This is a genomic window from Exiguobacterium sp. B2(2022), from assembly GCF_028823655.1.
Lineage (GTDB): Bacteria > Bacillota > Bacilli > Exiguobacteriales > Exiguobacteriaceae > Exiguobacterium > Exiguobacterium aestuarii_A.
The window spans coordinates 1-25,357 of the sequence record NZ_JAPEHX010000035.1; the positions used below are offsets into that span (position 1 = coordinate 1).

At 47.7% G+C, this 25,357-nt stretch carries 35 protein-coding genes and 1 pseudogene; 9 read left to right on the forward strand and 27 right to left on the reverse strand.

Annotated elements, in window-relative coordinates:
• Positions 1-24: 24 nt before the first annotated feature.
• From ON063_RS08450 to ON063_RS08470, 5 genes are all read right to left on the reverse strand, one after another.
• Entirely contained in the window at positions 25-207 is a 183-nt protein-coding gene (locus ON063_RS08450; RefSeq protein ID WP_074035494.1) for a DUF6440 family protein, read from the reverse strand.
• Positions 208-424: 217 nt separating this feature from the next.
• Complete coding sequence (locus ON063_RS08455) at positions 425-763, reverse strand: zinc ribbon domain-containing protein YjdM (RefSeq protein ID WP_274664836.1); 339 nt, start codon at positions 761-763, stop codon at positions 425-427.
• A gap of 66 nt (positions 764-829) precedes the next feature.
• Entirely contained in the window at positions 830-1,342 is a 513-nt protein-coding gene (locus tag ON063_RS08460; protein ID WP_274664837.1) for a GNAT family N-acetyltransferase, read from the reverse strand.
• A gap of 92 nt (positions 1,343-1,434) precedes the next feature.
• Entirely contained in the window at positions 1,435-1,764 is a 330-nt protein-coding gene (locus ON063_RS08465; RefSeq protein ID WP_274664838.1) for a four-helix bundle copper-binding protein, read from the reverse strand.
• Between the two features lie 53 nt (positions 1,765-1,817).
• Entirely contained in the window at positions 1,818-2,411 is a 594-nt protein-coding gene (locus tag ON063_RS08470) for a protein kinase family protein (protein ID WP_274664839.1), read from the reverse strand.
• A gap of 147 nt (positions 2,412-2,558) precedes the next feature.
• On the opposite strand from ON063_RS08470, the gene ON063_RS08475 reads away from it, so the two are divergent.
• The 3 genes from ON063_RS08475 (at position 2,559) to ON063_RS08485 (ending at position 5,972) form a co-directional block, all read left to right on the forward strand.
• On the forward strand, positions 2,559-3,455 hold the full coding sequence (locus tag ON063_RS08475) for an aldo/keto reductase (protein WP_274664840.1): 897 nt from the start codon (positions 2,559-2,561) through the stop codon (positions 3,453-3,455).
• A gap of 286 nt (positions 3,456-3,741) precedes the next feature.
• Positions 3,742-5,007 (forward strand): hypothetical protein, encoded by a 1,266-nt coding sequence (locus tag ON063_RS08480; RefSeq protein ID WP_274664841.1) that lies wholly within the window; start codon positions 3,742-3,744, stop codon positions 5,005-5,007.
• Between the two features lie 107 nt (positions 5,008-5,114).
• Entirely contained in the window at positions 5,115-5,972 is an 858-nt protein-coding gene (locus ON063_RS08485) for a pirin family protein (protein ID WP_274664842.1), read from the forward strand.
• Positions 5,973-6,011: 39 nt separating this feature from the next.
• Here the strand turns inward: ON063_RS08485 and ON063_RS08490 are convergent, their stop codons facing one another.
• The 4 genes and pseudogenes from ON063_RS08490 to ON063_RS08505 all read right to left on the reverse strand — a co-directional run bounded on the left by ON063_RS08490 (position 6,012) and on the right by ON063_RS08505 (position 7,699).
• On the reverse strand, positions 6,012-6,311 hold the full coding sequence (locus ON063_RS08490) for a hypothetical protein (protein ID WP_214759938.1): 300 nt from the start codon (positions 6,309-6,311) through the stop codon (positions 6,012-6,014).
• A 4-nt stretch (positions 6,312-6,315) separates the two neighbouring features.
• Positions 6,316-6,789, reverse strand: coding sequence for a GNAT family N-acetyltransferase (locus tag ON063_RS08495; RefSeq protein WP_274664843.1), 474 nt, complete (start codon positions 6,787-6,789; stop codon positions 6,316-6,318).
• Positions 6,789-7,088, reverse strand: a complete 300-nt coding sequence (locus ON063_RS08500) for a hypothetical protein (protein ID WP_274664844.1) — start codon at positions 7,086-7,088, stop codon at positions 6,789-6,791. Before ON063_RS08500 ends, ON063_RS08495 begins: the two co-directional genes overlap by 1 nt.
• A gap of 57 nt (positions 7,089-7,145) precedes the next feature.
• A pseudogene (locus ON063_RS08505) lies at positions 7,146-7,699 on the reverse strand (GrpB family protein).
• Positions 7,700-7,783: 84 nt separating this feature from the next.
• Here ON063_RS08505 and ON063_RS08510 point away from each other — a divergent pair.
• Positions 7,784-8,329, forward strand: a complete 546-nt coding sequence (locus tag ON063_RS08510; RefSeq protein ID WP_274664845.1) for a TraR/DksA C4-type zinc finger protein — start codon at positions 7,784-7,786, stop codon at positions 8,327-8,329.
• A gap of 44 nt (positions 8,330-8,373) precedes the next feature.
• Here ON063_RS08510 and ON063_RS08515 read toward each other — a convergent pair whose 3' ends face one another.
• The 3 genes from ON063_RS08515 to ON063_RS08525 all read right to left on the reverse strand — a co-directional run bounded on the left by ON063_RS08515 (position 8,374) and on the right by ON063_RS08525 (position 10,494).
• The gene (locus tag ON063_RS08515) at positions 8,374-9,357 is read right to left on the reverse strand and encodes a peptidoglycan DD-metalloendopeptidase family protein (protein WP_274664846.1); all 984 of its coding nucleotides are present in this window, start codon (positions 9,355-9,357) and stop codon (positions 8,374-8,376) included.
• A 163-nt stretch (positions 9,358-9,520) separates the two neighbouring features.
• Positions 9,521-9,706 (reverse strand): hypothetical protein, encoded by a 186-nt coding sequence (locus ON063_RS08520; RefSeq protein WP_274664847.1) that lies wholly within the window; start codon positions 9,704-9,706, stop codon positions 9,521-9,523.
• Positions 9,703-10,494, reverse strand: coding sequence for a GNAT family N-acetyltransferase (locus ON063_RS08525; RefSeq protein WP_274664848.1), 792 nt, complete (start codon positions 10,492-10,494; stop codon positions 9,703-9,705). The genes ON063_RS08520 and ON063_RS08525 overlap by 4 nt, the downstream gene beginning before the upstream one ends.
• A 50-nt stretch (positions 10,495-10,544) precedes the next feature.
• Here ON063_RS08525 and ON063_RS08530 point away from each other — a divergent pair, with 50 nt between their 5' ends.
• Positions 10,545-10,976, forward strand: coding sequence for a GNAT family N-acetyltransferase (locus ON063_RS08530; RefSeq protein WP_274664849.1), 432 nt, complete (start codon positions 10,545-10,547; stop codon positions 10,974-10,976).
• On the opposite strand, the gene ON063_RS08535 is transcribed toward ON063_RS08530, so the two are convergent.
• The 3 genes from ON063_RS08535 to ON063_RS08545 form a co-directional block, all read right to left on the reverse strand.
• The gene (locus ON063_RS08535; protein ID WP_274664850.1) at positions 10,965-11,555 is read right to left on the reverse strand and encodes an NUDIX hydrolase; all 591 of its coding nucleotides are present in this window, start codon (positions 11,553-11,555) and stop codon (positions 10,965-10,967) included. The genes ON063_RS08530 and ON063_RS08535 overlap by 12 nt on opposite strands.
• The gene (locus ON063_RS08540) at positions 11,552-12,556 is read right to left on the reverse strand and encodes a S66 family peptidase (RefSeq protein ID WP_274664851.1); all 1,005 of its coding nucleotides are present in this window, start codon (positions 12,554-12,556) and stop codon (positions 11,552-11,554) included. Before ON063_RS08540 ends, ON063_RS08535 begins: the two co-directional genes overlap by 4 nt.
• Before the next feature lie 68 nt (positions 12,557-12,624).
• Positions 12,625-12,933: a hypothetical protein gene (locus tag ON063_RS08545; protein WP_214744984.1), complete on the reverse strand. Its 309-nt coding sequence runs from the start codon at positions 12,931-12,933 to the stop codon at positions 12,625-12,627.
• 144 nt (positions 12,934-13,077) lie between these two features.
• Between ON063_RS08545 and ON063_RS08550 the strand changes: the two genes are divergently transcribed.
• Positions 13,078-13,392 (forward strand): hypothetical protein, encoded by a 315-nt coding sequence (locus tag ON063_RS08550; protein WP_274664852.1) that lies wholly within the window; start codon positions 13,078-13,080, stop codon positions 13,390-13,392.
• A gap of 73 nt (positions 13,393-13,465) precedes the next feature.
• On the forward strand, positions 13,466-14,251 hold the full coding sequence (locus ON063_RS08555) for an SDR family oxidoreductase (protein WP_214695037.1): 786 nt from the start codon (positions 13,466-13,468) through the stop codon (positions 14,249-14,251).
• 37 nt (positions 14,252-14,288) lie between these two features.
• Here ON063_RS08555 and ON063_RS08560 read toward each other — a convergent pair whose 3' ends face one another.
• The 12 genes from ON063_RS08560 to ON063_RS08615 all read right to left on the reverse strand — a co-directional run bounded on the left by ON063_RS08560 (position 14,289) and on the right by ON063_RS08615 (position 23,724).
• On the reverse strand, positions 14,289-15,083 hold the full coding sequence (locus ON063_RS08560) for a GNAT family N-acetyltransferase (protein ID WP_274664853.1): 795 nt from the start codon (positions 15,081-15,083) through the stop codon (positions 14,289-14,291).
• A gap of 39 nt (positions 15,084-15,122) precedes the next feature.
• The gene (locus tag ON063_RS08565) at positions 15,123-15,620 is read right to left on the reverse strand and encodes an NUDIX hydrolase (protein WP_274664854.1); all 498 of its coding nucleotides are present in this window, start codon (positions 15,618-15,620) and stop codon (positions 15,123-15,125) included.
• Positions 15,617-16,684: a saccharopine dehydrogenase family protein gene (locus ON063_RS08570; protein ID WP_274664855.1), complete on the reverse strand. Its 1,068-nt coding sequence runs from the start codon at positions 16,682-16,684 to the stop codon at positions 15,617-15,619. Before ON063_RS08570 ends, ON063_RS08565 begins: the two co-directional genes overlap by 4 nt.
• Before the next feature lie 40 nt (positions 16,685-16,724).
• Positions 16,725-17,204 (reverse strand): hypothetical protein, encoded by a 480-nt coding sequence (locus ON063_RS08575; RefSeq protein WP_274664856.1) that lies wholly within the window; start codon positions 17,202-17,204, stop codon positions 16,725-16,727.
• A gap of 96 nt (positions 17,205-17,300) precedes the next feature.
• A complete protein-coding gene (locus ON063_RS08580; RefSeq protein WP_446719128.1) occupies positions 17,301-17,930 on the reverse strand; it encodes an NADPH-dependent FMN reductase in 630 nt (209 codons plus the stop codon).
• Complete coding sequence (locus ON063_RS08585) at positions 17,927-18,919, reverse strand: ring-cleaving dioxygenase (protein ID WP_274664858.1); 993 nt, start codon at positions 18,917-18,919, stop codon at positions 17,927-17,929. Before ON063_RS08585 ends, ON063_RS08580 begins: the two co-directional genes overlap by 4 nt.
• A 27-nt stretch (positions 18,920-18,946) precedes the next feature.
• Entirely contained in the window at positions 18,947-19,390 is a 444-nt protein-coding gene (locus ON063_RS08590) for a MarR family winged helix-turn-helix transcriptional regulator (protein WP_274664859.1), read from the reverse strand.
• Between the two features lie 131 nt (positions 19,391-19,521).
• Entirely contained in the window at positions 19,522-19,953 is a 432-nt protein-coding gene (locus ON063_RS08595; protein WP_274664860.1) for a GNAT family N-acetyltransferase, read from the reverse strand.
• A gap of 11 nt (positions 19,954-19,964) precedes the next feature.
• A complete protein-coding gene (locus tag ON063_RS08600; RefSeq protein WP_274664861.1) occupies positions 19,965-21,095 on the reverse strand; it encodes a tetratricopeptide repeat protein in 1,131 nt (376 codons plus the stop codon).
• 49 nt (positions 21,096-21,144) lie between these two features.
• Complete coding sequence (locus ON063_RS08605; protein ID WP_274664862.1) at positions 21,145-21,684, reverse strand: DUF402 domain-containing protein; 540 nt, start codon at positions 21,682-21,684, stop codon at positions 21,145-21,147.
• A gap of 64 nt (positions 21,685-21,748) precedes the next feature.
• Positions 21,749-22,801 (reverse strand): DUF58 domain-containing protein, encoded by a 1,053-nt coding sequence (locus ON063_RS08610; RefSeq protein ID WP_274664863.1) that lies wholly within the window; start codon positions 22,799-22,801, stop codon positions 21,749-21,751.
• Positions 22,802-22,803: 2 nt separating this feature from the next.
• Entirely contained in the window at positions 22,804-23,724 is a 921-nt protein-coding gene (locus ON063_RS08615) for an AAA family ATPase (protein ID WP_274664864.1), read from the reverse strand.
• 93 nt (positions 23,725-23,817) lie between these two features.
• On the opposite strand from ON063_RS08615, the gene ON063_RS08620 reads away from it, so the two are divergent.
• Positions 23,818-24,513: a hypothetical protein gene (locus ON063_RS08620; protein ID WP_274664865.1), complete on the forward strand. Its 696-nt coding sequence runs from the start codon at positions 23,818-23,820 to the stop codon at positions 24,511-24,513.
• A gap of 73 nt (positions 24,514-24,586) precedes the next feature.
• Positions 24,587-25,327, forward strand: coding sequence for a hypothetical protein (locus ON063_RS08625; RefSeq protein WP_274664866.1), 741 nt, complete (start codon positions 24,587-24,589; stop codon positions 25,325-25,327).
• Positions 25,328-25,357: the final 30 nt, after the last annotated feature.

Below are 25,357 nucleotides of genomic sequence, written 5' to 3' on the forward strand. Positions count from 1 at the left end.
TTCTATACTCCACACTCCACGATTTCACGAAGTCGATTTCGGCTTCTCAATGACGACTTTTCCATGTTCATCTAAGAGAGGCGTCATTCCACTCAATCCTAAGCCGCTAGTCATCAAATAGTGAACGCCTGTATAGCTATCCACGACAATTTTTATAATTCCACCACTCATATGCTGTTTTGACTTCAATACAAATCGTTGTCCCACGAAATGTCTTCCTCCTCTTTTTCGATTTAGAATGCCTTCATCATCATCATCTCATATCTACATAAGGCACATACTATTTTTTACCATTCCAATCATTCTAAGAGTTCATTTACATCCTTACCTTGATTACATACATCATTACGATAAACAAAAGTTTACAAAAAAGACGAACCAAGGCGCATTTCACACCCCAATTCGTCGACAGTCTGACGTTATGTTAAATTTTCTTCACAAACTCTGACTTCAGTTTCATCGCACCTAGACCGTCGATTTTACAGTCGATATCATGGTCACCGTCCACAAGTCGAATCCCTTTTACTTTCGTTCCTTGTTTGACGACAAGCGATGTGCCTTTCACTTTCAAATCCTTGATGACAGTGACAGTATCTCCATCTTGAAGTGGATTTCCGTTCACGTCTTTGATTTGAGACGCGGCTTCCGCTTCGGCTGCCTCGCTCGGTGACCACTCATAGGCGCACTCCGGGCAGACGAGCAGTGGACCGTCCTCATATACATAAGACGATTGGCATTTTAAGCAATTCGGGTACTCGTTCATACGTTTTCCTCCATTCGATTCACTCGTTTCAGTATATCGTATGGAGGGGCACCCTTTCTAGACGGTTCATCCTTCCGTAGGTGACGCAGGACCTTCTAAATCGAGTTGATAAAACGATAAATCGAGCCATTTTCCGAATTTATATCCGGCATTTCGAATCGTTCCTGAATGTACGAATCCAACTTTTTCGTGGGCACGGATGCTCGTCACGTTCGACGCATCAATTCCACCAATCACAGTCTTCATCCTTCTCGCTTCTGCGATACGGATGATTTCCTTTAATAATTTGTTGCCAATTCCTTTCCCGCGATAGCCAGGGTGTACGTACACGGAATGCTCGACTGTGTAGTGGTAAGCCGGCCACGGGCGGAATGGCCCAAACGTCGCAAATCCCATGACGACATCATCCTCGACCCACACGATGATCGGACAGTCTTGTTCTTTCTTCTCTTCATACCAGGCGATCCTGTTCTCGAGCGTCACCGGTTCATAATGATAGACGGCTGTGCTGTTCACGATTGCGTCATTATAAATATGTAAAATCATTTGAAGATCGTCTCGCCGACAGTTGCGAATCATACCAACACCTACTTCTCGTTTTTTTCATTATACGAATCCCCTCTTCAAAAGACACGAAAAAAGTGACCGGTCCCATCGACCAGTCACTCAGATTATGCTGCTAGGCGGTCACACATCGAGGCGCATTCTGCACAGACGCGTGCACATTCCTGACAATGCGCGTGTTTATGTTTCCCACACTCTTGTGCACAGGCTTTGCAGATGACCGCACACGCTCGAGCAAGTTCTGGGACAAATGCCGAATCACGCGTCATTGCCTCGGCGAGAAACGCACAGGCCGCGGCACATTCACGGTCGAGCCGGATACAATCGACCATCATCTGTACATCTTTTTCCTCTAGACAGGATTCCAAGCAATCATTACATGTCTCCACGCATTCGTGGAGTGTTTCGAGTTCATTCGCATAGATTCGATGAGCCATTCGTCATTCCCCTTTCACTTCTCCTTTGGATTTGGACACGTTACTCATGTTCCCTAATCGACAAAAGAAAGATAAGCGATTCGATTAAGTAAGGCCTCATTATACTGTTTCGGCATGAAACGATAACGATAGAGACGATACATTCGCTTCAAGTCTTCCCATTGATGGTCGATTTGTTGTCCTTGTCTAAAGCGTGCCAAATCAATCAAGAAAATCTGTCCGTTCGGGGTCAAAATAATGTTTCGCAAATGGACGTCCGATGGGGTCAATCCTAACAACCGTGCTTGACGAAGTGCTTCGTCCACGATTTCGATATAAGACGGGTCAATCCAGATGCCCTCTGTCAGACACTCAAACAGCGTCTTCCCTTCGATGTAATCTATGACTAAATAAGAGTCACCCGCTTCATAACAAGTCGGAAAATAAGGAAGCCCTTTTAGCTTTTCATAGATGGCTGCCTCTTCGATTGCGATTTGTTCGTATCCCGGAAAGAACACTTTAATGACGCGGTCCCTTTCTTTTAAACGAAACACGGCCGCACTGCGTCCAATCCCGTGTAACTGAAGCTCGGGGTGCATCGCCACTACCTGAAACGAGTCACCCACCCGTTCGAAGGTGACGTCCGCATATGGTTTATAGTCACTCATCTGTCACGCCTCTTTCCTGTTTCTCTTCTTTATCATCATAGCGTATACAAGCTCATTTGACGTTAAAACTGCTCGAGAGGTGGCAAGTGACGCGCTTTCTTTGAAGACGTATAATGAAAAGCGACTGACAACCAAGGAGGAGTTATTATGCAACGCATCGCTTTAACAGAAGAATTATCATTCTCACGCGTCATCCATGGAATGTGGCGACTCGCTGATTGGGATATGACCCCACAGGAACGGCTCACGTTCATCGAACAATGTCTCGAACTCGGTATCACGACGTTTGACCATGCAGATATTTATGGCGGTTATACATGTGAAGGATTATTTGGGGAAGCGTTAAAACTAAAGCCTGAACTCCGCGACCAAATGGAGATTGTCACAAAAACGGGCATCAAATTGACAGGATCATTCAATCCGGGTCAAACGCTCAACTATTATGACACGACAAAAGAACATATCATCGCGCAAGCGGAGCGTTCGTTAAAAGAACTCGCCATCAATCACATTGATACATTATTGATTCACCGCCCAGATCCGCTCATGAACCCGGATGAAGTGGCCGAGGCCTTCATTACGTTGCGTGATAGCGGGAAAGTACGTGAATTCGGTGTATCCAACCACGTACCGTCTACACAGAACTTGCTTCAATCACGTCTCCCGTTCCAACTCGTGACGAACCAACTTGAACTCTCTCCAATGCAATTGAAGCATTTCGAAGATGGATCGGTTGATCTTTGTCACGAAAAACGGATGCCACTCATGGCTTGGAGCCCACTCGCAGGAGGTCAGCTTTTCAAAGACGAACAGTACGCACCTCTTCGTGAAAAACTCGAGGAGATTCGCGCACGGCACAATGCGAGCGGAATCGATTCGATTGTGTATGCATGGCTCATCAAACACCCTGCGAACATTATGCCAATCATCGGATCAGGAAAAATCGAGCGCGTTCAAACAGGTGTCGACGCACTTCAAATCGATCTTACACGTGAAGAATGGTTCGAAATTTTGAAGGCAGCACGCGGGCGAGATGTTGATTGAAGGGAACTTCATCAAATAAATCCCATCGGATTCTAATCTGATGATTTAGACGAAAAATTTTTATTTTTCAAATCTGCTTCAAATCAACGTTTTTTCGTCAAAAATCGACACGGCAAAAAAGGTTAAAAGTAAAAATAAAACATAAATGGTTTTATCCCCCGTCCAGTTCAAGTTGGACGGGTTTTTTCATTTTTTTTTAAAATAACACATTAATTTTCCTAAGACTAAAGTCACAAAAAAATGGTGCTAGAATGGTGAAAGTGATTCATCGAAGGAGAGTACCGATGTGAAAAAGTACCTGATTTTCAGTACCCTCGTCATCCTATTTTTCTTATTCGGGTGCGAGGAAGAACGCGCACTCCGACTCCAACCTGCCCCAGAATATTATCAAGGACGTGCCTTGTTACCGAATGGACAACAAATCGAAATGCCAGAATCTGATCGCGCATTGATCATCGAATTGTGTCAACCAGATAATGCAGTTTCGACAATTCCGAGCGGCGAGAGACGTTGGCTTGGAACAGTCACGCTGACACAGCCCTTAACAGATGTCGCCACATCATCCGCGTTCCCGACGGCCACATTGTTTACAGTCAATAATGAATCGTATGTACAATGTCAGCTAGACTCGATTACGTATGTCACCAAAACAAACAATCTTCCTGAAAGCTTACATGATGTCCAATATACAGCAGACTCTTATCCAGATATCGCGAAGATTCGCTCTGCCGAACCACATGAATATGACCATTTTGCTGAAGAGATGAAAAAGCCGATAGGTAATGAGCCCTATCCAGAACGAACCGGAATCGAACATACCCTCTTCCATATCACGATGCCGTTTAACGGAGAATTTGAACTGACATTGACATCGTCAGAAGGAGAAGAGCGTCTGATGATTCCGATTGATGCATCACGTCATCCTTATCTGTCAGTAGGTCTCGGGACAGAGCAATCGGATGATACGTTACAATATGCGATTTACACCAGTTCAGATCAAAACGATTATCAAACGGTCTTACGACCGAAAGATGGTCATATGTCACAGGTATTCGGTGCGAAGGCAGCATCTCAATTGCCATCCGTTCTTATACCCGGACACAGCTATCCACTGTATAGTTTTACGTACATGAAAGACGGAACGGCGCACCGTCAGCTCGTCTCCATCACGTATCATCAACCAGAATTAATGGATGGAGAGGAATTGAATAAACAGATTCATGAAACGTTAAGCGGTGAACGCCATGCCCTGTTTCATGAGTTAGCGCTTCTCGGTACAGAGTCAAAAGACGCCTCGTTTTTACAGCATGTCGGAACAGAAGAAGTAGACTTTCTCTTCCGTGCGATTGAACAGGCGAATGCGACATCTCACGCAGGAACACCTGCACCCGTTCCTTATCTGACACTGTTTCAAGGTGTATGTGCCCAAACGTTTGACGTGAGTTATGACGGGAACGATGTCTACGTAACGAATGCGGAGACGGGGGCCCACTTCAAACTGTTACGTGAGGACGCCATCAAGTGGCATAACCTGTTCACAGACAATAGTTGATTCGGCAGATGCCAAGCGCATCTGCCTTTTTTGCATATCCATAAGGCAAATTAGACCCTAACGAAAACGTTTTTTGGGAAGATAAAAAGAGAAAGGAGTGAAGTGTTATGACCAATTCATTTGTTAGAGATGTCAAAAAGCATTGGCGCGTCAACTATCGCCAAAACGGATATCCGCACGTTCAACAAGGTTGGGTATTACCCCCTGAACAAAAAGAAGCGTTCGACCCCTTCATTTTGATGGCCGAAGACTGGTTCAAACGAGGAACGTTTTCCGATCATCCACATCGTGGGTTCCAGACGATCACATACGTCATCGACGGGCGTCTCGAACACATTGACAATCATGGAGGACATTCAATTTTAGATGCCGGTGATGTCCAATATATGAATGCCGGATGGGCGGCTCGCCACGCTGAGGAAGCCGTCGATGATGACCTCATCCATACCCTTCAATTGTGGTTGAATTTGCCGAAGTCACTAAAAACAACGACGACCTCTTATCAAAATGTGTATGTCGAAGACGCGCCGGTTGTTCTGATTGACGGTGGGCAGCTTCGTGTCTACTCTGGCGAAATCGCTGGTGTGAAAGGACCGATGGAGAGTCTCGTTCCAATCACGATGACCGAAATATGGTTGAAAAAAGGGAGTGCGTACGAACATGTCCTTCCCGCGAACCATAACAGCTTCCTGTATGTCCTAGCAGGATCTGTTGAAGTCGGGACGTCCAGTACCCCGCTCGATAAGACGGATGTGGCGACACTGACGTTTGATGAAACGTCCGATGCGATGAGTAGCCTTCACCTCCAAGCGACAAGCCGCACACGCGTCCTCATCTATTCGGGAAAGCCGATTCGGGAAGAGTATATCGCGCACGGTCCTTTTGTCATGAACACCGAAGAAGAGATTCGCCAAGCCTTCCGCGACTATCACAGCGGCGGCTTCGGCCCTCCAGCCGTCAAATAAACAAAGGGAGCATCTCAATTTGCGAGAGCTCCCTTTCGTTCATTTTTCCGGTTGTAGTACGGTTTGTTGTGTCGGAACGTGACCGATAGGTACAGTACGCTCAACGAGGACGTAACGTTTACCTTCGACTTCGAACTTGCGGTCCCCAAGGTAGTGGGCAGCCTTGCCGTCTTCATATAGCTTCGCCAAAATGGCAGGCACGTATTCTTCTAACTTCGTGTAATGCTCATCGAGGGTCATGACGATATTTCCCCCTTTATATCCGAGCCAGTAACTATAAAAGAACCAACCCAATGAAAGTACCCCGAGAATTCCTAATCCAATTGTGATCCATTCCATTTGCTCATTCCCCCAATGCTTTCATGACAATCTGACGCTTCGGAACGAATCCAAGCTCGTCGTAAAAAGAGGCCGCTTCGCTGTTGATCATCCAATAGTCCAACTCAATCGACTTGAATTGGTGATCACGTGCCCATTGCTCGATCCACTCCATCATGCGTCGTCCGTATCCCTTGCGTTGATACATCGTATCGATGCTGATGTGATGCACATACACGGCTCGGACGGCTTGACGGAACGCGGTCGCCTCACTCACTTTCTCCTCGAACCATATGTAGCCGACAGGGGTTGCTTCTACTTCCAGCACCATGAAATGATGACCCGGTTTCCCCATCAGCGTCAAAAAGGCTTCATACATCTTCTCTTCCTCATATTCCGCAAAGTAATCTGAATTCATGCGAACATGATGCTCATGAATGGAACGGTTCAATCGTGCGATGAGCCGGGCATCCGTTGTCGAGACGAACACGCTATCCATCAACCGCTAAATCCTGTGTGATTCCGATCTTCTACTACACCATGTGGTTTTTCAGTCCCATGCAACGTATGCTCTTTCGAAGTCGAAGTCCCTTTCCCTTCTAGGCGACGTTGAAGCGGACGGGCCAAGAAGTAACCCATAAGAAGCGAAATCGGCAACACAAGAAAAAATGAACCGAGTAACGTCAACATATACCCTTTATCTGTATCCCCAGCGATCATCCGGAGGACGAAGAATAACCCGACGAATACGAGTGCAGCCAAGGAGTATTCCACGCATTTTCCAAAAAACCATTTCATATGAGATCTCCCCCTTCAAGGTTTGATGTATTATACGACGATTTCCACAAAAAGGTTTCACACGCCATGATTTTCTTTATACCACTTCGTCGCCAGTCGTTCCGTTTCGATGATCCACTCATGTTTTCCTTGGATGTAGCCTTCCATATCTTCCGGATGTTGCGCTGCGAGCTGCAACTTCAACTCTCCATACTCATCGCGCACTTCAGGGAATGTACGCAAGTAATCCCGGAAGGCGAGGTGTCTCAAGACATCTGGATTCCCTTCTTCAAACACATGTACGTGAACTGTCCGCTCCTCTTCGCCTTTTCGAAAATAGCGGCGAGCGCTTCCATCCGTTCCGTATACGCATCAACTCGTTCGATGTCCCGTACGACAGGCATCATATCAATGATTGGCTTCGCCGCGAGTCCTTCGACCGAGGTGCTCCCGATATGATGAATCGCAACGAGCTCTCCTTCAAACAATCGGCTCAACTTCCCTGCCTCTTCTTCAAATCGGTGCTTCCACTCCGGATGATATGCGACCACTTCGACTTTTCGCATGATTCGTTCCTCCTCACTAAAATCCATATGCTCTATTGTCATCATACCCTTTTCCCCTCTCGACATGATGGATTCCACGTCAAAAGGTTTGTGCGCATATAAAATGGGAAACCTTATATTAATGACTTGAGAACTGGAGAGTGAATCAATATGTTGACTGCAGAACAAATCGAAACGTTTAAAAAACGTCTATTGAAAGAGAAAGCCAAAACAGAAGGTTACATGGATAGCCGAGAAGAGACGTATGATGAAGGCGAGCTCTCTCATTACGATAATCACCCGGCCGATTCCGGTGAAGAACTCTTTTTACGAGAACGCGACCAAGCGCTCAACGAGCTCGACGAAGAGTTTTTGAGCGATGTCGATAAAGCACTACTCGCCATCCAGAACGGTACGTATGGTCAATGTGAAGTGTGCGGGAAAGACATTGAACTCGACCGGCTAGAAGTCATCCCGGAAGCCACGTTATGTATCGAACACGCTCGTGCACAGGAAGAAGAAGAGCACGAACATGAACTCAATCGACCGGTCGAAGAAGACGTATTGAACCCGAACGAGACGGCCCGTCGCAAAGAACTGGACGGAACAGATGAACCCGGTCAAAAGACGGACGCCTTTTCACAAGTTGAAGATTACGGTAGTTCGGATACGATTGCCGATAGTGAAGGCAATCACGACCCGACACGCGAACAATGAAAAATGCCCTGACCTCGTTTACGAGGCTCAGGGCATCTGTCTGATTAAAACGTTGCTTTCACTGGAGAAGCACCACCAAGGCGCTGTGCCACTTTCATCGGATTGACGGCATTTCCAGCTGAACTAGCTGAGAAATTGTAGTTCCCTTTATGAATTTCAAAGTGTAAGTGTGGACCTGACGAGTTGCCTGTGTTTCCGATTTGACCAATCGGTTCACCTTGGCGCACCGTCTGACCTTTTTTCACATCGACTTTATGCATATGGGCATAGACCGTCGTCCATTTCTGGCCATCTACGTTATGCTCAATTTGAATATGGTTTCCATAAGGTCCACTTGAGCTAACTTTTGTGACTTTTCCAGCTTCTGCGGCGTAAATCGGTGTACCTGTTTTAGCGGCAATATCAAGACCGTTGTGGAACGTGTATCCGAACTGTCCGCTTGCTGGACCAAACCCTTGCGAGAGGCGTCCTTCTGCCGGCATCAAGAACCGATCAGGGGCCATTGCTTCATACTGCTTCTTCAAATCACTTAACTGATTCGTTTGCTTCTTATATTGTTTCGACTGTTCGTCATATGCCGTCTTCACGTCTTGACGTGTCGCTTCAATCTGTTGTTGATCTTCTTTTAGCTGCTTCAGCGTTTCGTTCGCTTGTTCTTTCTTCTCAACGAGTGCTTGATGCGCTTCCTCTGCTTCAGCAGCCTCCGCTTTCGCACTCGGTAGAACAGAAGATACGACTTTCGCAAAGAGTGACTGTTCTGTCGGAACGAGTTCCGCTTCGACCGCTTCTAATTCTTCAGAAGTGCCTTCAATCTTGTCACGCAATACTTCCGCGTTTTGATTGACTTCATCCAACTTTGACTGGATTTTTTGAATGGCTTGTTTTGTTTCTTTGACTTGTTTCGTAGTTTGTTGGACAGATTTCTCCGTTTGAACGAGGTCTTGCGGGGTCATTTCGTTAGCAGATGCGGTTTGTCCTTGGAACAAGAGTACGCCGACACCTGCTATCATGATCAGTTGTTTCCACATATATATAATAAACCCTCCAAATTGATACATTCATGAACTTCAAAAAAGCTACATATGCGAATATACCACTGGGGGTTAAACATTTCAATAAATGAAGTTTTTCATTTTCATGTCATACATGACAGGACGATGTGATATTTTCAAGCATTACTTCACAAGGATTTCACTTACGTTTTTTTGTATAATATCCAGCAAGGACGATGCCGATGACTGACAGGATGGTCAATCCAAGTCCACCCGCTAATAAAAGATTCACCGTTCCTGGCGAGAGATTCGTCGTCAGCGCGATGATGGTCGCTGTATTTCCTAACATCAAGCCGATGATACAAACAAGTAACAATCGCTTCATCGTTCGTCTTTCACCATTTCAAACTGCGAAATGTCGTCTTGTACAAATCCTAGTCGGCGTGCCGCTTCTATCCATTCAGGACGGTCGGACGTCAAAGTGAGGTGAAGTGGGGATCGGGTCGCAGCCGCGCGCAATAACCATTCTGCATCTTCAGCGTGACCAAAAACATCAAGCAATACATGATCGCGGTATAACAAAAATCCTTCTCGTTCGTCTTCGATCACTTTCACAAGTTCCGCCTCCTGTTGAGTCACGCGCACATCGCGTTGCCAAATCGGAACATGCTGAGCTGTCGGGTATAGTCGGTCGAACAACGTTTGAATCGGTTCCGAAGTCATGTGAGCAGTCGTTTCAAGTGGTACCGCCTGAAAGTAATAGATTTCACGTGTCTTCTTATATCCAAGTTGATGATAAAGCGACAACGCTGCATCGTTCCCCTGAATTACTTCAAGCAAACGAGTTCCTTTGGCTTCCTCTTCAAATCGTTGCATCAACTCGGTCGCAACGCCTAATTTCCGAGCTTGCGGGGCAACAGCAAGTCCGCCGCAACGCGTCTGCCATCCCGAATCGAGATATGCAATCCCACTCAATACGACGCCGACCGGCTCTTCCCCGTCATAAGCGACGATGGAACGGGACGGCTGATTTTGGTCTCGTACGAGAAAGATGTCTTCAAACGTCTGCTCATCGAATTGAAACGGAATGATATAATCAGAAAAACCAGTCAAAAACGCCCGATATAGATCTCGCACAGGCGGGTTTTGACGATATGTAAGTTGTGTAGCCATATAATTCCCCTTTTCTGAATGAAATCAATAAAGCCAGAAGGAGACGCCTTATGAACATCTCATTAGAATATCGAAATGATACGCATCGACCGATTCTCGATACGTTCACCTTGCCGACGGATGACGACCCACTTCCTGAAGGCGTTCATCCGATTGTTGTCGTCGAACAGAAGCCCGTCGGCATGTTTTTACTACATGACAACGAACGAGTCGCTTCTTATACGGACGAACCATATGCGCTGCTCTTCTCGGCTTTTGCCATCAATGAGGCAGATCAAGGCAAGGGGTACGCAAAAGCAGCACTCCAAGAACTTCCGAAGTTTGTACAACAGCATTTCCCTCATATCCGTGAAGTCGTATTGTCCGTCAACCTGAAAAATGATGTGGCGTTTACACTTTATACGACAAACGGATGGGTCGATACCGGACGTCGAATCGGTGGACCGATTGGCGAGCAGCGAATTCTCTCTTTATCGATTTGACGCATCGATTCGTGCTAACCCCTCACATATACGGTGCCAATACGTCAGACGATGCGGAACTAAATCGGCTTGTGTGATGTGAACGAGATGATTCGTCATGATGGAGTTTCCTTCAATCGTACGCAATCGTCCTTCCGTGAGCGCCATCAGCTCGTCCCTGTGAACAACCACGACGTCCATCACTTCCCTGTCGTCAAAACGGAGCGGTTCGTCTTGATAAGCGTAGCAATACGTATGTGCAAACTCGCGATCGAGGAACCCGTCCAGTTCAATCACGTCTTTAAATATTCCAAGAGCTGTGAGCTGTTCGAACGTCAATGACAGTCCGAGCTCTTCTTCAATTTCGCGAACACCATCAATAATCGTCTCGTTTGAAGCGAGATGTCCAGCTGCGGTGATGTCATATTTCCCGGGAAAATCTTGTTTCTCCATACTTCGCCGCTGTAGATAGACAAGTTGGTCTTTCCAAAACCAGCAGTGAAACGTCTCATGCCAATCCCCGTCTAGATGAACCTGTCCGCGCTCTTTCTCCCCAAGTTTTTGATGATTTCCGTCAAATATCGTGAGGTATTCTTTCATGCTGACACCCCATCTTCTAAAAACCGGATCGTTCCATTCGTCGCATCCAATTCGACCTGAATGCCAATCGGGAAGACGTGTGACGGGAACGTATGACCAATATCGACATTCGTCAAAATAGGGATGTCCGTGTCGCCGATGACTTCAAGCAACAAGTCGTTGAACGAGAACGGGGCCGATTGATCTTGGAAATGCTCATGCTTGCCGATCATTAGACCCGAAATTTCATCAAATACACCAGACAATTTCAACATACTGAGCGAACGCTCTTCTTCAGCCATCGTTTTGAACGAGTCTTCTAAAAAAAGAATCGCCCCCTTCAAATCGGGATAATAGTCCGACTTGAAGAATCCTGACATCGTGTTCAAATTCCCACCAATCAATGTGCCTTGCGCCTTTCCATCTCTTAGTGCTGTCCATCCTTCATTCGGTTGAAAGGTTTTAATACGTTGCTGCGTCGACCAATCGAGCATCTCTTCGGTCCACTCTTTCGGCACGTCCAAATCGAACGGGGCAGTTTTCTCCAAACTGAGGATATCTCGTACGTACTGGGACCCTTTCTCGAACATCCCACCATACTCGCCGAATGACGGCACGACAGCCGGTCCGTAAAACGTGATAACCCCCGTTTTGGCGTAACACGCCATCAAGATTGCCGTCACATCACTATAGCCCATGATGATTTTGGGATGGCGTCTTAATTGCTCATAATCGATATATGGGAGTAACGAGTTCGAGTTCGTTCCTCCAATCGTACTGATGATCGCTTTCACTTCAGGGTCATGCAAAAACGCATTCAGTTCGTTCACTCGATTCTGAATGGAGGATGACCGATACCCTTCTGATTCATATGTACATGTGCCTTCTTTCACCTTGAACCCCATACGCTTAAGCTGATCAATCCCTCGTTGATAACGCTCCTCAAACTGCACGGGTGCTGGAAAAGAAGGCGTGATGATCCCAATTGTATCTCCGTTCTTTAACTGTGGTGGTGCAATCATCATTTCCACTCCATTTCCTGTAAACATCGTTATGACCGCATTATACCGTAGGAGTGGTAAGTCAGGCTTCAAAATAAATCAGGGTCTTCCGATAATGTTCTTACTTTTCGGACTTTCGTCGGTCGCCCCGTCCAGCCGAGCGCCACGAAGAAAAAGGCACCTAGGAGTAAGCCGAATAAAACGGTCAGCCCTACTTGAACCCCGATAAATCCGTACTGTTCTCCTAGCTTCACAAGTAAAAGTGGCGCAAACAGACAGGTCATACTTAAGGACAAGAGCCCTCCACGTACTCGTCGCCCCGCATTGCCGATAGTAAACCAGCCAAACGTAATCCATACACAAGCAACAAATCCTAGTGCCGCAACCATCATCCACATTCGCCCGCACCTCACCTTTTCGTTTTTCTTTCTATTCCCCATTTTTCTTGAGATTCCTACTATTTTTTCAAGTAATGAGAGAATTTCCGGGTAAAGGTAAATTAGACAAGATGCGATGCCGGACAACGAAGGAGTGGGTTGCGCATGAGTGCACGGTTAACCTTTGCCCTAGTCTTTCTCGGTCTTTTTTTAATCGTCATGTATTGGATGAGTACATGGAATGACAATGTGGTCGAAGGCCAAATTGAACGGGTCGACATTCCTCAGCTATTGATTGAATCCACCGAATCCTCAGAAGAAGTCACGCTGCGCGTCATCTTAATTAACGACCAAACCGAAGTGACGGGCATCGTCAATAGCGTACAAGGATTACAAAGCGGTCAGCTCGTCACCATCGAGGTCATCCCCACGGAGTCCAACTTGAACATCGCACGGACAATTGAAGTCATATCGCCATGATTTTCTGAAATGAAGCGTAACTTTTTCAGAACTGTGGAATATGAGAAAGAGTCATGATAAAGGAGTGATCGGATTGATTTCAAATAAATTACTATCTGGAAAAGTAGCGCTCGTCACTGGGGCGGCATCTGGTATTGGACGTGCCGCAGTTATCCGTTTCATTCAAGCGGGTGCGAAAGTCGCCATTCTCGACTTGAATGAAGAGGATGCCATGCGTCTCGCTAGTCTCGTCGGAGAGGAACGGGCCATCGGAATCAGCGCGGATGTTGCGGATGAAGCCGCGATGAAAGAAGCGTATGCACGGACGATTGAACGGTTCGGACAAATCGATATCGTCTTCGCGAACGCCGGACGAAACGGGACTATCACACCGATTGAACATTTGTCCATTGAAGACTGGAATGGTGTCGTGGAGACGAATCTGACGGGAACCTTTTTGACCGTCAAACATGCCATTCCTCATTTAAAAGAGAATGGTGGCAGTATCATCATCACTTCATCGATCAACGGCAATCGCTACTTTAAAAACTTTGGTTTCAGTGGCTATGCGACGACGAAAGCAGGTCAGACCGGATTTGCGAAAATGGCAGCTGCCGAGCTCGCGCAATTCGGAATTCGCGTAAATTCGATTTGTCCTGGAGCCATTGATACGAATATCGATGATTCGACCAATCGAGATGACGCCTTGCTCGAAGAAATCGTCATTCCTATCGAGTATCCGCTCGGCAACCAACCGCTTGCCGGAAAGTCCGGTGCCGCGAAACAAGTCGCTGACGTCGTCTTATTCTTTGCGAGCAACATGTCAAGCCACGTCACCGGTTCTGAAGTGTACGTTGACGGTGCTGAATCTCTCTTGTAATCAAAAAGTAGACCATTTCATACGAAATGGTCTACTTTTATTTGAGAATCGGACTTTTCATGACCGCTTTTTGGTAAAACGGTTGAAACCCGAGTCGTTCCATATTTCGCCCTGAAGCTGAGTCAACCTTCGTCGTGACGGTCAGAACGTCACAGCCAAGCGCTTTCGCCTCGGCGATTCGTTCTAAGATGAGTTGGGTTTGATAGCCTTTTTGACGGTAAGACGGTACGGTACTCGTTAGAAACAATTCCCCGATTCCGTCTTGCGTGGCGAGAATCCCACCCGCTACGACGGCATCTTTTTCCCGAACGAGATAAGCATGATTACTCGGTAGCGCATAAAATCCTTTCGCCGTATCGACCGTCTCTTGAAGAATCGTTCCAGATTCGGCAAATCCGGCCGCAATCGCGTGCGCCCATTCATGGAGCGTCTCATCTTGCACCTTTTCCACTTGATTCGAAGAAAGCGGTTCGTCATATTGTGCGAGATCTAACGTCCATACGTCTAAAAAGTGATCGAGCGTATAGTTACGTTCTTGCAGTAAGCGTAGTAAGGAATCGTCCGCTAACGGACAAACTTCGATATGTAGTCGGGACACATTTTTTCCACGCACCCACTTTTCCATCTGGTGCAGGTCGTAAAAGCTTGTCGGTCGATTGAGTCCGAATCCGACCGCAAAGCTCATATTCCCCATTTTGAACACGTGCCCCTTACCTTCTACGTGTAATTCCGCACCTTCATAGGGAGGGGTTTGTTTGCGGTGTCGAATATACGCAGACGTTCCCTCTGCTTTAATGCTTTCGATGCGTCGTGCCAATTCTAAACGTTTCACTTTGTTCCCTCCCTTGCTTTTCATGTTGAGTGTAGCATATCACGTTCGAATCAAGTGACCGTACTGGATCAACCGCTCTTTGACAGTAGGCACGAGTTCAACAGAATCGAGCACCGTGTCCCACTCCTCTAATCTCACATCGACCACTTCATCGATTTGTAAGGAAAGTTGATCTACATCAATCGGCTGCTCGCTCGTGTAGACATACACATCTAAGAAGTACGTCCCGCGCTTGATTGTCGTCACGAAACGCAACTGTTCGGGGTCGATGATTAGCCCTAATTCTTCTTGGAGTTCACGGACCGCACCTTGTCGACTCGTCTCACCCGTTAAAATCGAGCCGCCCGTGCCTTCCCAAAGAAGAGGATACTTCTTATCGGGATGGCGCTTCGAGAGTAACAATTTACCATCCGGATCAAATGTGAATACTTCGATGACTGTGTGAAACGTATTCGGATCCAGTTCATCCCCACGAAAATGCGTTCGTCCGAGCGGTTGCCGATTTTCGTCTAGTAAATCCCACGTTTCCCGGCTCATGGACGAATCTCATCAATCGTGAAAGAAGATGAACCTTGAATCTCTTCGATGAAATGTGATCCAAACAACATGGCCGGCGTGAAACTGCCTGCAAGCATCCGACCGGAACCGAGCAATCGATTGACGACGGCGAGTGCACCGTATACGGTGAAAGCATACGTGCTCGCCGTTTGGATGCGAACGACGATTTTGCGCCCCTCCTCATTTGTCGCCTCTCCCCAAACATACGTCGAGGTTTTTTCACGTTCGTCTTCATTCGGTCCCGATACGTTCTCATCAACATAACGAAGCAATCGCTGCTGCACAGCCTCTTTTCCAAGAATGGGACTGAACCAAGACAAAACGCGTGCCAAATAGGCGGCCGTTGTCGGCACTGGCACCCACGTCGTAATATTCGGGATGTCCGTTGTATAGTAGGCGGTCGAAACGTCTCCCCACGGAATCGCAATTGCGGTACGGCTTCCCCGTCCAAAATCAATCGTTCTGCGTTTTGCCCCGATTGGGAACGGTGATAACTTTCCGTTCACGCGCTCCACGCTACTCGATCCAAGTCCACGAACAGCCGTCTTCATCGTTCCTGGTGAGATGCCACCTGCCGCCGAAAATCCAAGGGCGAGTGATGTCGCATCCGGCAAGAGTTCCTTTAATTTTCGTGCGACACAGTCAGTCGGGATGACGTCAAATCCAACGCCAGAACATAGAATGACACCACGTGCCTTCGCCTGAGCCGCCCGTTGTTTAGAATGGACATATTCGAACACATCGATTTCCCCGGTAATATCCAAGTAATGTGTGCCCGTTTCCAGACATGCCTCGATCATCACTTGACTCGTATCCGTGAACGGACCCGCACAGTGAAGCACTAAATCTACATCGCAAAGCGCCTTGATTGCCGCCTCACGACTTAATGCGAAAATCGATGTCTCGCAGTCGAGCTCGTCTCCGAGTCGATGAATCTCCCGACCAGTTCGCCCCGCAAGAATCGGACGCAATCCGTCACTGACCGCCTGACGGGCAATCAGTTCCCCTGTATATCCGTTCGCACCATATATCATCCATCTCATTGTTACCCCTCCTTATGTAAGGTTGTCCTTGTCCGTTTCCCTAAATCGAGTTGAATCGAACGAAAAAATCTTGAACGACCCCAATCAGATACACGCTTCCCATCATGACAAGCAAACACCCGATCGGGATGAAAAAACTTTTGATAGCAGCTTGTTTGGTCAAGGTCATCCGATTCATCAATCGACAATCGATCAGGAAGAGCAAGACGGTTGCGAGGAGACTCAGCCATGACAAGACGAGTCCAAATAGAATATGTAAAGCGAGCGAAGTGAACAACTGTATGCGCTCCGAACTGAGTCGCTTTGCGACCCAATCGCTAAACCATGATGTCACGACACCATATGTCAAAATGATGGGAAAACTATATGCCATGTAAATCGTACACAATAAAAGAAACCCCGATACGCTCTCTAAAAATGAAGTTTCCATAAGGGTTTGTTGCGAAAATTCAACGATGCTTAATAAAAGCGCATAGAGTGGTACGGTCCAGGAAGCCGCGATGATTTTTCGTGTCACCATCGAATCCCTCCTTTCTTTCCATTCTTCTCCACTTTAGCGCAATCAACATGAAAACGCACAAAAACCAGCCTGAATTCAGGCTGGCTTCGCGATTTGTTAATTGTTTGCAACTTCTCCGGCTTTTGTACGGACCGATTGCATCGCTTCTGTCCACGGAAGGAGTTGGTCGAGCATGTCGTTGACCGATTGTGCTTGCACATCTTTCGGTGCAAAATGCGTTCCGTTCTCGAAGTCCGTGAATAGGGAGAGTGCAGGATGGACACGTACGTGAGCGATTGACAATTCACTCAAGATGCCACGTAAATGCTCCGTTGCCCGTGCTCCACCGACAGAACCGTATGAGACGATTCCAGCTGCTTTGTTGTTCCATTCGACGCGTAAGTAGTCGAGTGCGTTTTTAAGAGATGCTGAGATGGAATGGTTATATTCTTGGACGATGAAGATGAATCCGTCCATTTGCGCAATTTTCTCCGACCAGGCCGCTGCGCCTGATGCGTCTTGGCCAGCTTCACCGAGAAGCGGCAAGTTGTAGTCTGCGATGTCGATGACTTCATAGTTGGCATCACCACGTTTGCCGGCGAGTTCTTTCACCCATTCCCCGACTTGTGGACTGACGCGACCTTCACGAGTTGATCCGAGTAAGATTCCGATGTTTAACATAGTAGTTCCTCCTTGGTTATGTTGTGATTCATCTGATTTTCCAAATAAGCGATTCAAGAAACTCATTTCATGCCCTCATATTCTTTCTCAAATGTTTTCGTGCTTCTGACTGTATCGATTGGTCGTACCATCGCCTCGATTTGCGAACGTTTTGCTTCGAGGAACGGCGGGAGTGACAACTTCTCACCGACCGTCTCGTACGGCTCGTCTCCCATGAATCCAGGACCATCTGTCGCCCATTCGAACAAGATTTGCGGTGCGACACGCGCATAAGACGATTCAAAGAAGAAGCGATCGACGTAGCCAGAAGTCGGCAAACCGAACTGTTGGAGACGTGCTGTCCATTCATCGAGGACGCTGCGGTCTTCGACACGAAATGCGACATGGTGCACGGTACCGAACCCTTGACGCGCTTGTGGAGATGTCTCGTCATGAATGACGATCACTTGCGCTCCGTTTCCACCTTCACCTCCTTCAAAGAGATACACATCACCTTCTCGCCCGATCTCTTTAAATAGCATCACTTGCTCCATCACTTGTTTGAAATACGTGATGTCAGCAATTCGAATAAAGATGGGACCGAGTCCTGTGATGGCGTACTCAAGCGGGATTGGACCGTTCTTCCACGGCTCTCCTGATGCGATTCCTTCGTTGAATTCATCCGAGATGAGTTGATACGCCTGTTCGTCGAAATCAATGAACGAGAGCGTCTTTTTCCCAAACTGTTCTTGAATCCCTTCATGTTCGACACCGAGACGGTCGAAGCGACGGACCCAATATGTCAACGCTTCATCTGTCGGCACGCGGAACGACGTCTTCGCGATTTCATTTGTTCCGTGCTTGCCTTTCGGGATACCCGGGAAGTCGAAGAAGGTCATGTCTGTACCGGCATTTCCTTTATCGTCTGCAAAAAATAAGTGATACGTTTGAATGTCGTCCTGGTTGACTGTTTTCTTCACTAAGCGCATTCCAAGAATATGGGTGAAGAAGTCATAGTTTTTTTCGGCACTACTTGTAATCGCCGTGACGTGGTGAATTCCTTTTACGTGGTTCATCGTTCTCTCTCCTTTTATATCTTGATTTCAAGATATATGATTAAAATTTTTTGCGGCTTCTGCCCGCTTCCCAATTTGTTTCAACTGTTCAATCGTTTCTGTCAGAGATAATCCTTCAAATAATGCATTCATATGCTCCGTGTGCTTCGGAAAAATATCTTGCATCAGGTGTTCTCCATCATTCGTCAATGCGGCATATGTGATGCGGCGATCACTCGGACAAGCTTTTCGGACGAGATATCCTTTCTCTTCTAACCGGTCCACGACGTACGTCATGCTGCCGCTCGAGAGAAGGATTTTCTTTCCGATGACTTGAATCGGTTGATCCCCTTTATGATATAAAAACTCGAGTACCGCGAACTCGGTCGCGTTCAATCCGTACGACGCCACTTCCTGTTTTACCAGGTCTTGAAGCGACTGAGAGGCACGCAACAGTACGGTAATCGTTTTTAATGCATCAGATGGTTCCATCTGTCTCCCTCCTTTATCCAAGAGAGCATTAACTTAATTTCAAATATCTTTAATTCGAGATAAATATATCACGTGAAGATTTTGCCGTCAATCGATTTGATTCAAAAAAATAAGACGGGATTCCCCCCGCCTTATTCGCTTCGACGAATCACGGCCATCTCACGACCGAATCGATGTCCTTCATCAACGAATCCTAAGCTCTCGTATAAGTGATGGGCCGCCTTGTTCTCAGGATGATACCCGACAACGATTGATTTCCCCTCTCCGATTTCTTCAAGCATCAGCTCTGTCGCGTGTCGGCCGATTCCTTTACCTTGATGAGCGTGGTCGATCATGATTCGGTAAATCCACCATGCATCCAACTCTTCCGGCTTCGTGTTGTACATGAGGAAGCCGACCATCGTCTCTTCCTCATAAATCGCGCGTGGGCGTAACGTCGGTTCGTACATCGCTTGAAGTAACGAAATCGCATTCGGCTCCATGTATGTTTGCTGTTGTTCACTCAGTACCAAGTGACAGCATGTATACCAATTTTGTGCATCGATCGGACGTAATGAAATCATATTCTTCTCCTTTACTCATACGTTTCGTTTAAATTCCGTGCGTAGAACGCGATGGCACGACGGTACCTTGCGATGCTTTCGTCCGGTTTTGGACTGGCAAGCAGCTCGAGTAACGCGCCCGTCGCTTCTTCATGACGGCCGACGTTATAGTGAGTCATCGCCTGAAACACTTTGAGCGCCCCATGATTCGGGAAATGTTCGATTGCCTCTGCAAATAACTGCTCCGCTTCCTCGTATCGACCAAGTGCCCGATATGTGCTACCGAGTCCGAGATACGATTCCGCCAACTCATCTCCGGTCAACCCGAGTCGGATGGCCCGCTCATAATGCGGTACCGCTTGACGTTCTTCACCGAGCGAGTCATAACACCATGCACAGTACGCATGAAGTCTAGGATTCTTCTCATCCTTCCGTAAGAGCGATAAGAACAGTTGCTTCGCCTGCTCGAGCTGTCCCTCTTCACGGAGACGTACTGCTCGGTTAAACTCATTTTCTTCTGTCACGTCGGTCACCTCCTGAGCGAAATCTTGGTCTAACCATGATTGGAGCGCTTCATAATACTTGCCGATATGCACGCCATCAACGAGTGCGTGATGGGCTTGAACGGATAACGGCATCCTTAGACGCTCTCCTTGACGCTCAAACTTGCCCCAGGCGATGCGCGGGACGCTGTCATGTTGTTGCTGATGCGTCGGGTGCATGATGCTTGTGAACGTGACCCACGGCACACTCGTGATATACAGTAAGTCGTCGGGCTCGTCATCCCCAACCACGACTTCATCGGCAGCTCGCTCCATCCGCATCGTCACTTCTTGTAAGAACGTTGGTAAATCCTCATGGAACGTAGCCGCACAAAAGTTGAAGACATCCTCGTCTAACATGACGGTGAACGATGGGTGGACCACCTCATGTTCGACGACCGCTTCTCCACGGATCCGATACCGCAATTCCGGAATCGTGTTCGCCGCTTTCACTGCACCGTATAAAAAGAGTTTGAAGAACGATTGATTGCTCGCTTTCGAATATGTATAGAGATTTGTCACATCCACGTTCGCCGTCACGTTAAAATGCGGTGCGTCAAACGATTTGAAAAACTCAAAATGCTTACGTCGTGCCCACGTCTCGATTTCAATTTGTTTCATAAAAACTCCCCCTTCTACGCTCTTACTGTAGCAGAGAGAGTGAATCGGCTCATAGCTTTTGTTTTAACTGTTCGTAATGTCCTTTTGCCAAATCAAAGTAGACAAAGTCTCCACGTTCGATTCGTTCGAGCGTAGCTTCGAACTCACGCCATCCCCGCTCGACTTGTTCAGGCGTCAGCTCCCCACTCTCGGTCGCCTCTTCAAACTCATCCTCATCCTTTTTGACGATATCCCCATTCGGAAACACAAGAATATCGAGCAATAAGTCGTCCATATACGGAATGCCATCCTCTTCGCCGATCCGGTCGACGAGGTCGATATACCACTGCACGATTTCACCTTCCGGATTGATCATCGCCGTCACACCGAATGGTTCATTGTCCGGGAAATATTGGAGCCAACTAAAACCGGCATCCGCCACAATAAATTCTTCCCCTCTGTGTTTTTTATATAGTGGCGCTCGAACCTCATCGATTTGGAATAAGGCAACCACCCCGGAAAACTGTTCCGTCTGAACGCGTTCTTGCGCATAACGGTTCTTTAAAATTCGCTCCCAGTCTCGTCGATTCGCATACTTCCGTTTTGCCATATGGATCTCTCCCTTTCGGTCATCTCTGTATGATACAGTTCGCCAGAAGAAGGAAAGTTCCTTGTTAGTCGTACAGGTTATGCTGATTGAACCAGACGAGATGGCTTTGTTTCAAACGTTTCCGTTCAACCATTCGGACGAACGCGTCTGTCGAGATGAAGCGGTTTCCGGGATGAAGGTCGGCCAGCATCATGAGGATGAGGCGTGTCCCCCGTTCCCCTTCCTGAAGGGAGATATGCTCCATCTTTCCTTCACCATTGAAGCGATTGATGAACAGCTCGACTTTACACTCCTCTTTTAAAAGTCGGGTCGTCACGTACGCGACTTGGCTGATGATCGACTCGAAGTCGTGATGCAATGTGTAGCCGGACGGCCCACTCAAATCGACTGCGAACGTGAACGTATCGAGCGACGTCTTTTGAAAGACTTTGGACTGGACCCGCCCGAGCTTTGCCGTGGCGACCCAGTCAATCTCCTTGACCGGTTCCCCTTCGTAAGGCTTCGACCCTAAAACCTGAAGTGGATTCCGTAAAGGTGATGCGGTCAAAGGACGGTCACCGAGTGCCAATCGTTTCGTGCCGACCGGAGGATGTAACGTGAGGGACGGCAACACCGTCCATCGTTTCTCAATGGGACATTCAAGCAAATACGTCCCGAGATGAAACGGGAGCGTCACAGCGAGTACACACTCTTCGATATAAGCCGGTCCCCGAAATTCGGCCTGAACGCGGAGCGAGTGACGGGCCTGATCCGTCCGTAACGTCATATCCAAACTATTTGGGGAACGGTCGTGGTCCGGAAAGCTGAGCGCTGTATTGGATTTCATGCGAACACGAACGGGAAGACCGAGTCGTTCGACGGTTTCACTTCCGTCTAGCATCACCTGCACTTCCGTCTCATCCCCGACGAACAGAAGAGACTCGTGCGTATGTATATGAAGACGAAGGGCTCGTTCCAACTGTTTCCGCGTCCGTTCAAAGAACCAGACGATGCCCGAAAGTAAACAGAGCGTATACCCGACAACCTCCATGTACGGGACGAATACGAGAATCACTCCAGCGAATCCGTAGACCGGGATCCATTGTTTCTGTAGGGCGTTATGTGTCGAGAACGTCATCGTCAACCCTCGACCGGAACAGAAACGGTGTCTAAGATGTAACGGATGATGTCCTGTTTCGTCGATTTGATGCCTCCTTCAAGCGTCAACGTCAGGCGATGGGCCAATACGTAAGGTGCCACGGCTTTCACATCTTCTGGAATGACATACAATCGATCGTGGAGATAGGCGTAACTTTGAGACGCCCGCATGAGCGCGATGGCTCCGCGTGGACTGACACCGACCTCCACGGATGGGTGTTCTCGTGTCGCATGGACGAGCCCGAGTAAATAATCGAGAACGTCATCTTGAATCGATACTTGCTTCACTTGATCTTGTGCGCGACGTAACTCGTCTAACGTCGCGACCGCCTCTACGATTTTCCGTGTTTGACGCATGACTTGCAAGAGGAGCTCCCGTTCTTCCGCGACATCAGGGTAACCGACTGGAATTGAAATCAAGAAGCGATCGAGCTGGGCATCCGGTAACGGGAACGTCCCGGCCGATTCGATCGGGTTTTGCGTCGCGATGACGAAAAATGGTTTTGGCATCGGATATGTCTCTCCCCCGATGGAGACTTGCCGCTCTTCCATCGCCTCGAGCAAGGCAGACTGCGTCCGTGGAACCGCTCGGTTAATTTCATCGATCAAGACGATATTCGCAAAGATTGGTCCTTGTCGATGGTCGAACGTCTGGGTCTGCATGTTGAAATAATCTGCGCCAATCACGTCAGACGGTAACAAATCGGCCGTGAACTGAATCCGAGAAAACGCGCCGTCGAAGCTAGCTGCAATCGTTTTGGCAAGTAACGTTTTCCCCGTACCCGGAACATCTTCTAACAAAATATGTCCTTCCGCGAGTAACGCGGTACAACAGAGGCGTACGACATCCTCTTTGCCTAAATACACCTCGTTCAACTGTTTGATGACCTGCTCCACGCCCATATGACGACCTCCATTTTTTGTCTTAATCAAACTTTACCTTTTTATGGTAAGATAAACAACAAATAGTCTGAACATTCAAAAGGAGGTGTCTTCTTGCGCTGGACGAACAAGTTTCTTCTCCTGATTGCCACCACACTTCTTGGCACGTTCACGATGATAGTGATTGCGACGAGTGTATTCGAGTGGCTCTATAACCCGGAAACGATACCGGTCGAGGAAAATAATAGTCCCCCGACTGATCTCCTATCGGATGAGGATGATGGCATTTTAATTGGTGAATCCAAAGCAGATTACCCGTTTGAATTGGATCCTCAAAAAGGAAAACATCACTTTTTTGAGAGAATCACGAGCTCTGGCGAATCAACACGACGAAATCTTGGGCTATTCGTCGCTTTTTTGATCGCATTCTGTTGCTTCAGTTTCTATGTCTATCGAAAACGGAAGCAACGTTTGGCGCTCGCACGAGATCATGTTGATTCAAACGCAGACCCGCTTTTCGAATCGTTACAAAACAAGAACGTTTCGTCCGTTTCGACGCTCACAGCGTTCACGAACGTCCCGATTCGCGATGCACTGATCGCATTCAACCAATCTCTCGTACCAGCCAAGCGATTGCGTGCTCATGAGACACTGCAAGAGTGGTTCCAACGCATCGATTTACCGATGAACCCGTCCGTTTATCATGCGGTCCGCTACGGCACATCCTCAGGCGTGACGATTTCTGAAGAAGACACACTCCACTTTAAGAGCACACTCGATCACTACGCGACACGTCCTCACCCCGAGTGAGAATGTGCACAGGTTCTACTTTTCATTCATGAATGATAAAATGGTGGAAAATGTCAGTTAAGGGGATGAAATCATGAGACGATGGGCGATATTCGGATTAGGGGCACTTTTACTCACAGGTTGTACGGATACGGTGGCAGACAATCCGATCCCGATCGAATCACCCGATGAACCCATCACTGAATGGACGCGCGAAGACTTTAAAGACGTCTATGACCAATATGAACAAACACAACCGCTCCTCGCTGCGCTCGAACAACAAGGCATCAAACCGTTCCGCGAGACGTTTGAACGCGTCATCATTGCCGGAAACGGGCTTGAGCACACATATGCAGATATTTATCCGTTCAAACTCGATGACGGGACGTATGCCACGGTATTCGACAGTCAGGACGGAACGGTAATCAACGGTTCCGAATCGGTCGCTCCGCTGTTTTGGCAAGAGGAGTCTTTCCTTCAGTATGTCGAAGAGATAGAGAATCGAAAATTCGGAACGAGTGCCCCGCCTACCGACGTCATCCTTACGCAGGATGAATTTCAATCCGTCTATGACCGCCATGCGTACACGTCAGCCCTCCTCGTCGAACTCGATGAAGCGGGTGTCGAACTGGCACGGGAGCCAATTGACGATGTGATTATCGCCGGCAATGGCGTGACCGAAGTGACTGCCGACTTGTTCGTGTTCGATGTCGAGAACGGATATGCCATCGTATACGATCAAGATGGAGAAATATTAAAAGGTCCCGAATCCATCTCACCGCTCTTTTGGAACGAGAAGGACTATGAGGACCTGTTAGCCAAGAATGAGGGATAATTTCTCCTCCCTTCCGATTTTAGTTATGCT

Bases quoted from the DNA above. Each gene is read 5' to 3' on its own strand.
- ON063_RS08565 (WP_274664854.1), bottom strand. From the start codon at position 15,620: ATGAGCCGGGAAACGTGGGATTTACTAGACGAAAATCGGCAACCGCTC.
- ON063_RS08525 (WP_274664848.1), bottom strand. From the start codon at position 10,494: ATGGCTACACAACTTACATATCGTCAAAACCCGCCTGTGCGAGATCTA.
- ON063_RS08510 (WP_274664845.1), top strand. From the start codon at position 7,784: ATGTTGACTGCAGAACAAATCGAAACGTTTAAAAAACGTCTATTGAAA.
- ON063_RS08490 (WP_214759938.1), bottom strand. From the start codon at position 6,311: ATGGAATGGATCACAATTGGATTAGGAATTCTCGGGGTACTTTCATTG.
- ON063_RS08570 (WP_274664855.1), bottom strand. From the start codon at position 16,684: ATGAGATGGATGATATATGGTGCGAACGGATATACAGGGGAACTGATT.
- ON063_RS08520 (WP_274664847.1), bottom strand. From the start codon at position 9,706: ATGAAGCGATTGTTACTTGTTTGTATCATCGGCTTGATGTTAGGAAAT.
- ON063_RS08575 (WP_274664856.1), bottom strand. From the start codon at position 17,204: ATGGTGACACGAAAAATCATCGCGGCTTCCTGGACCGTACCACTCTAT.
- ON063_RS08600 (WP_274664861.1), bottom strand. From the start codon at position 21,095: ATGAAACAAATTGAAATCGAGACGTGGGCACGACGTAAGCATTTTGAG.
- ON063_RS08515 (WP_274664846.1), bottom strand. From the start codon at position 9,357: ATGTGGAAACAACTGATCATGATAGCAGGTGTCGGCGTACTCTTGTTC.
- ON063_RS08550 (WP_274664852.1), top strand. From the start codon at position 13,078: ATGAGTGCACGGTTAACCTTTGCCCTAGTCTTTCTCGGTCTTTTTTTA.
- ON063_RS08580 (WP_446719128.1), bottom strand. From the start codon at position 17,930: ATGAGTTTCTTGAATCGCTTATTTGGAAAATCAGATGAATCACAACAT.
- ON063_RS08455 (WP_274664836.1), bottom strand. From the start codon at position 763: ATGAACGAGTACCCGAATTGCTTAAAATGCCAATCGTCTTATGTATAT.
- ON063_RS08495 (WP_274664843.1), bottom strand. From the start codon at position 6,789: ATGGATAGCGTGTTCGTCTCGACAACGGATGCCCGGCTCATCGCACGA.
- ON063_RS08540 (WP_274664851.1), bottom strand. From the start codon at position 12,556: ATGATTGCACCACCACAGTTAAAGAACGGAGATACAATTGGGATCATC.
- ON063_RS08500 (WP_274664844.1), bottom strand. From the start codon at position 7,088: ATGAAATGGTTTTTTGGAAAATGCGTGGAATACTCCTTGGCTGCACTC.
- ON063_RS08585 (WP_274664858.1), bottom strand. From the start codon at position 18,919: ATGAACCACGTAAAAGGAATTCACCACGTCACGGCGATTACAAGTAGT.
- ON063_RS08590 (WP_274664859.1), bottom strand. From the start codon at position 19,390: ATGGAACCATCTGATGCATTAAAAACGATTACCGTACTGTTGCGTGCC.
- ON063_RS08625 (WP_274664866.1), top strand. From the start codon at position 24,587: ATGAGACGATGGGCGATATTCGGATTAGGGGCACTTTTACTCACAGGT.
- ON063_RS08605 (WP_274664862.1), bottom strand. From the start codon at position 21,684: ATGGCAAAACGGAAGTATGCGAATCGACGAGACTGGGAGCGAATTTTA.
- ON063_RS08610 (WP_274664863.1), bottom strand. From the start codon at position 22,801: ATGACGTTCTCGACACATAACGCCCTACAGAAACAATGGATCCCGGTC.
- ON063_RS08475 (WP_274664840.1), top strand. From the start codon at position 2,559: ATGCAACGCATCGCTTTAACAGAAGAATTATCATTCTCACGCGTCATC.
- ON063_RS08535 (WP_274664850.1), bottom strand. From the start codon at position 11,555: ATGAAAGAATACCTCACGATATTTGACGGAAATCATCAAAAACTTGGG.
- ON063_RS08530 (WP_274664849.1), top strand. From the start codon at position 10,545: ATGAACATCTCATTAGAATATCGAAATGATACGCATCGACCGATTCTC.
- ON063_RS08460 (WP_274664837.1), bottom strand. From the start codon at position 1,342: ATGATTCGCAACTGTCGGCGAGACGATCTTCAAATGATTTTACATATT.
- ON063_RS08545 (WP_214744984.1), bottom strand. From the start codon at position 12,933: ATGTGGATGATGGTTGCGGCACTAGGATTTGTTGCTTGTGTATGGATT.
- ON063_RS08615 (WP_274664864.1), bottom strand. From the start codon at position 23,724: ATGGGCGTGGAGCAGGTCATCAAACAGTTGAACGAGGTGTATTTAGGC.
- ON063_RS08465 (WP_274664838.1), bottom strand. From the start codon at position 1,764: ATGGCTCATCGAATCTATGCGAATGAACTCGAAACACTCCACGAATGC.
- ON063_RS08470 (WP_274664839.1), bottom strand. From the start codon at position 2,411: ATGAGTGACTATAAACCATATGCGGACGTCACCTTCGAACGGGTGGGT.
- ON063_RS08485 (WP_274664842.1), top strand. From the start codon at position 5,115: ATGACCAATTCATTTGTTAGAGATGTCAAAAAGCATTGGCGCGTCAAC.
- ON063_RS08595 (WP_274664860.1), bottom strand. From the start codon at position 19,953: ATGATTTCATTACGTCCGATCGATGCACAAAATTGGTATACATGCTGT.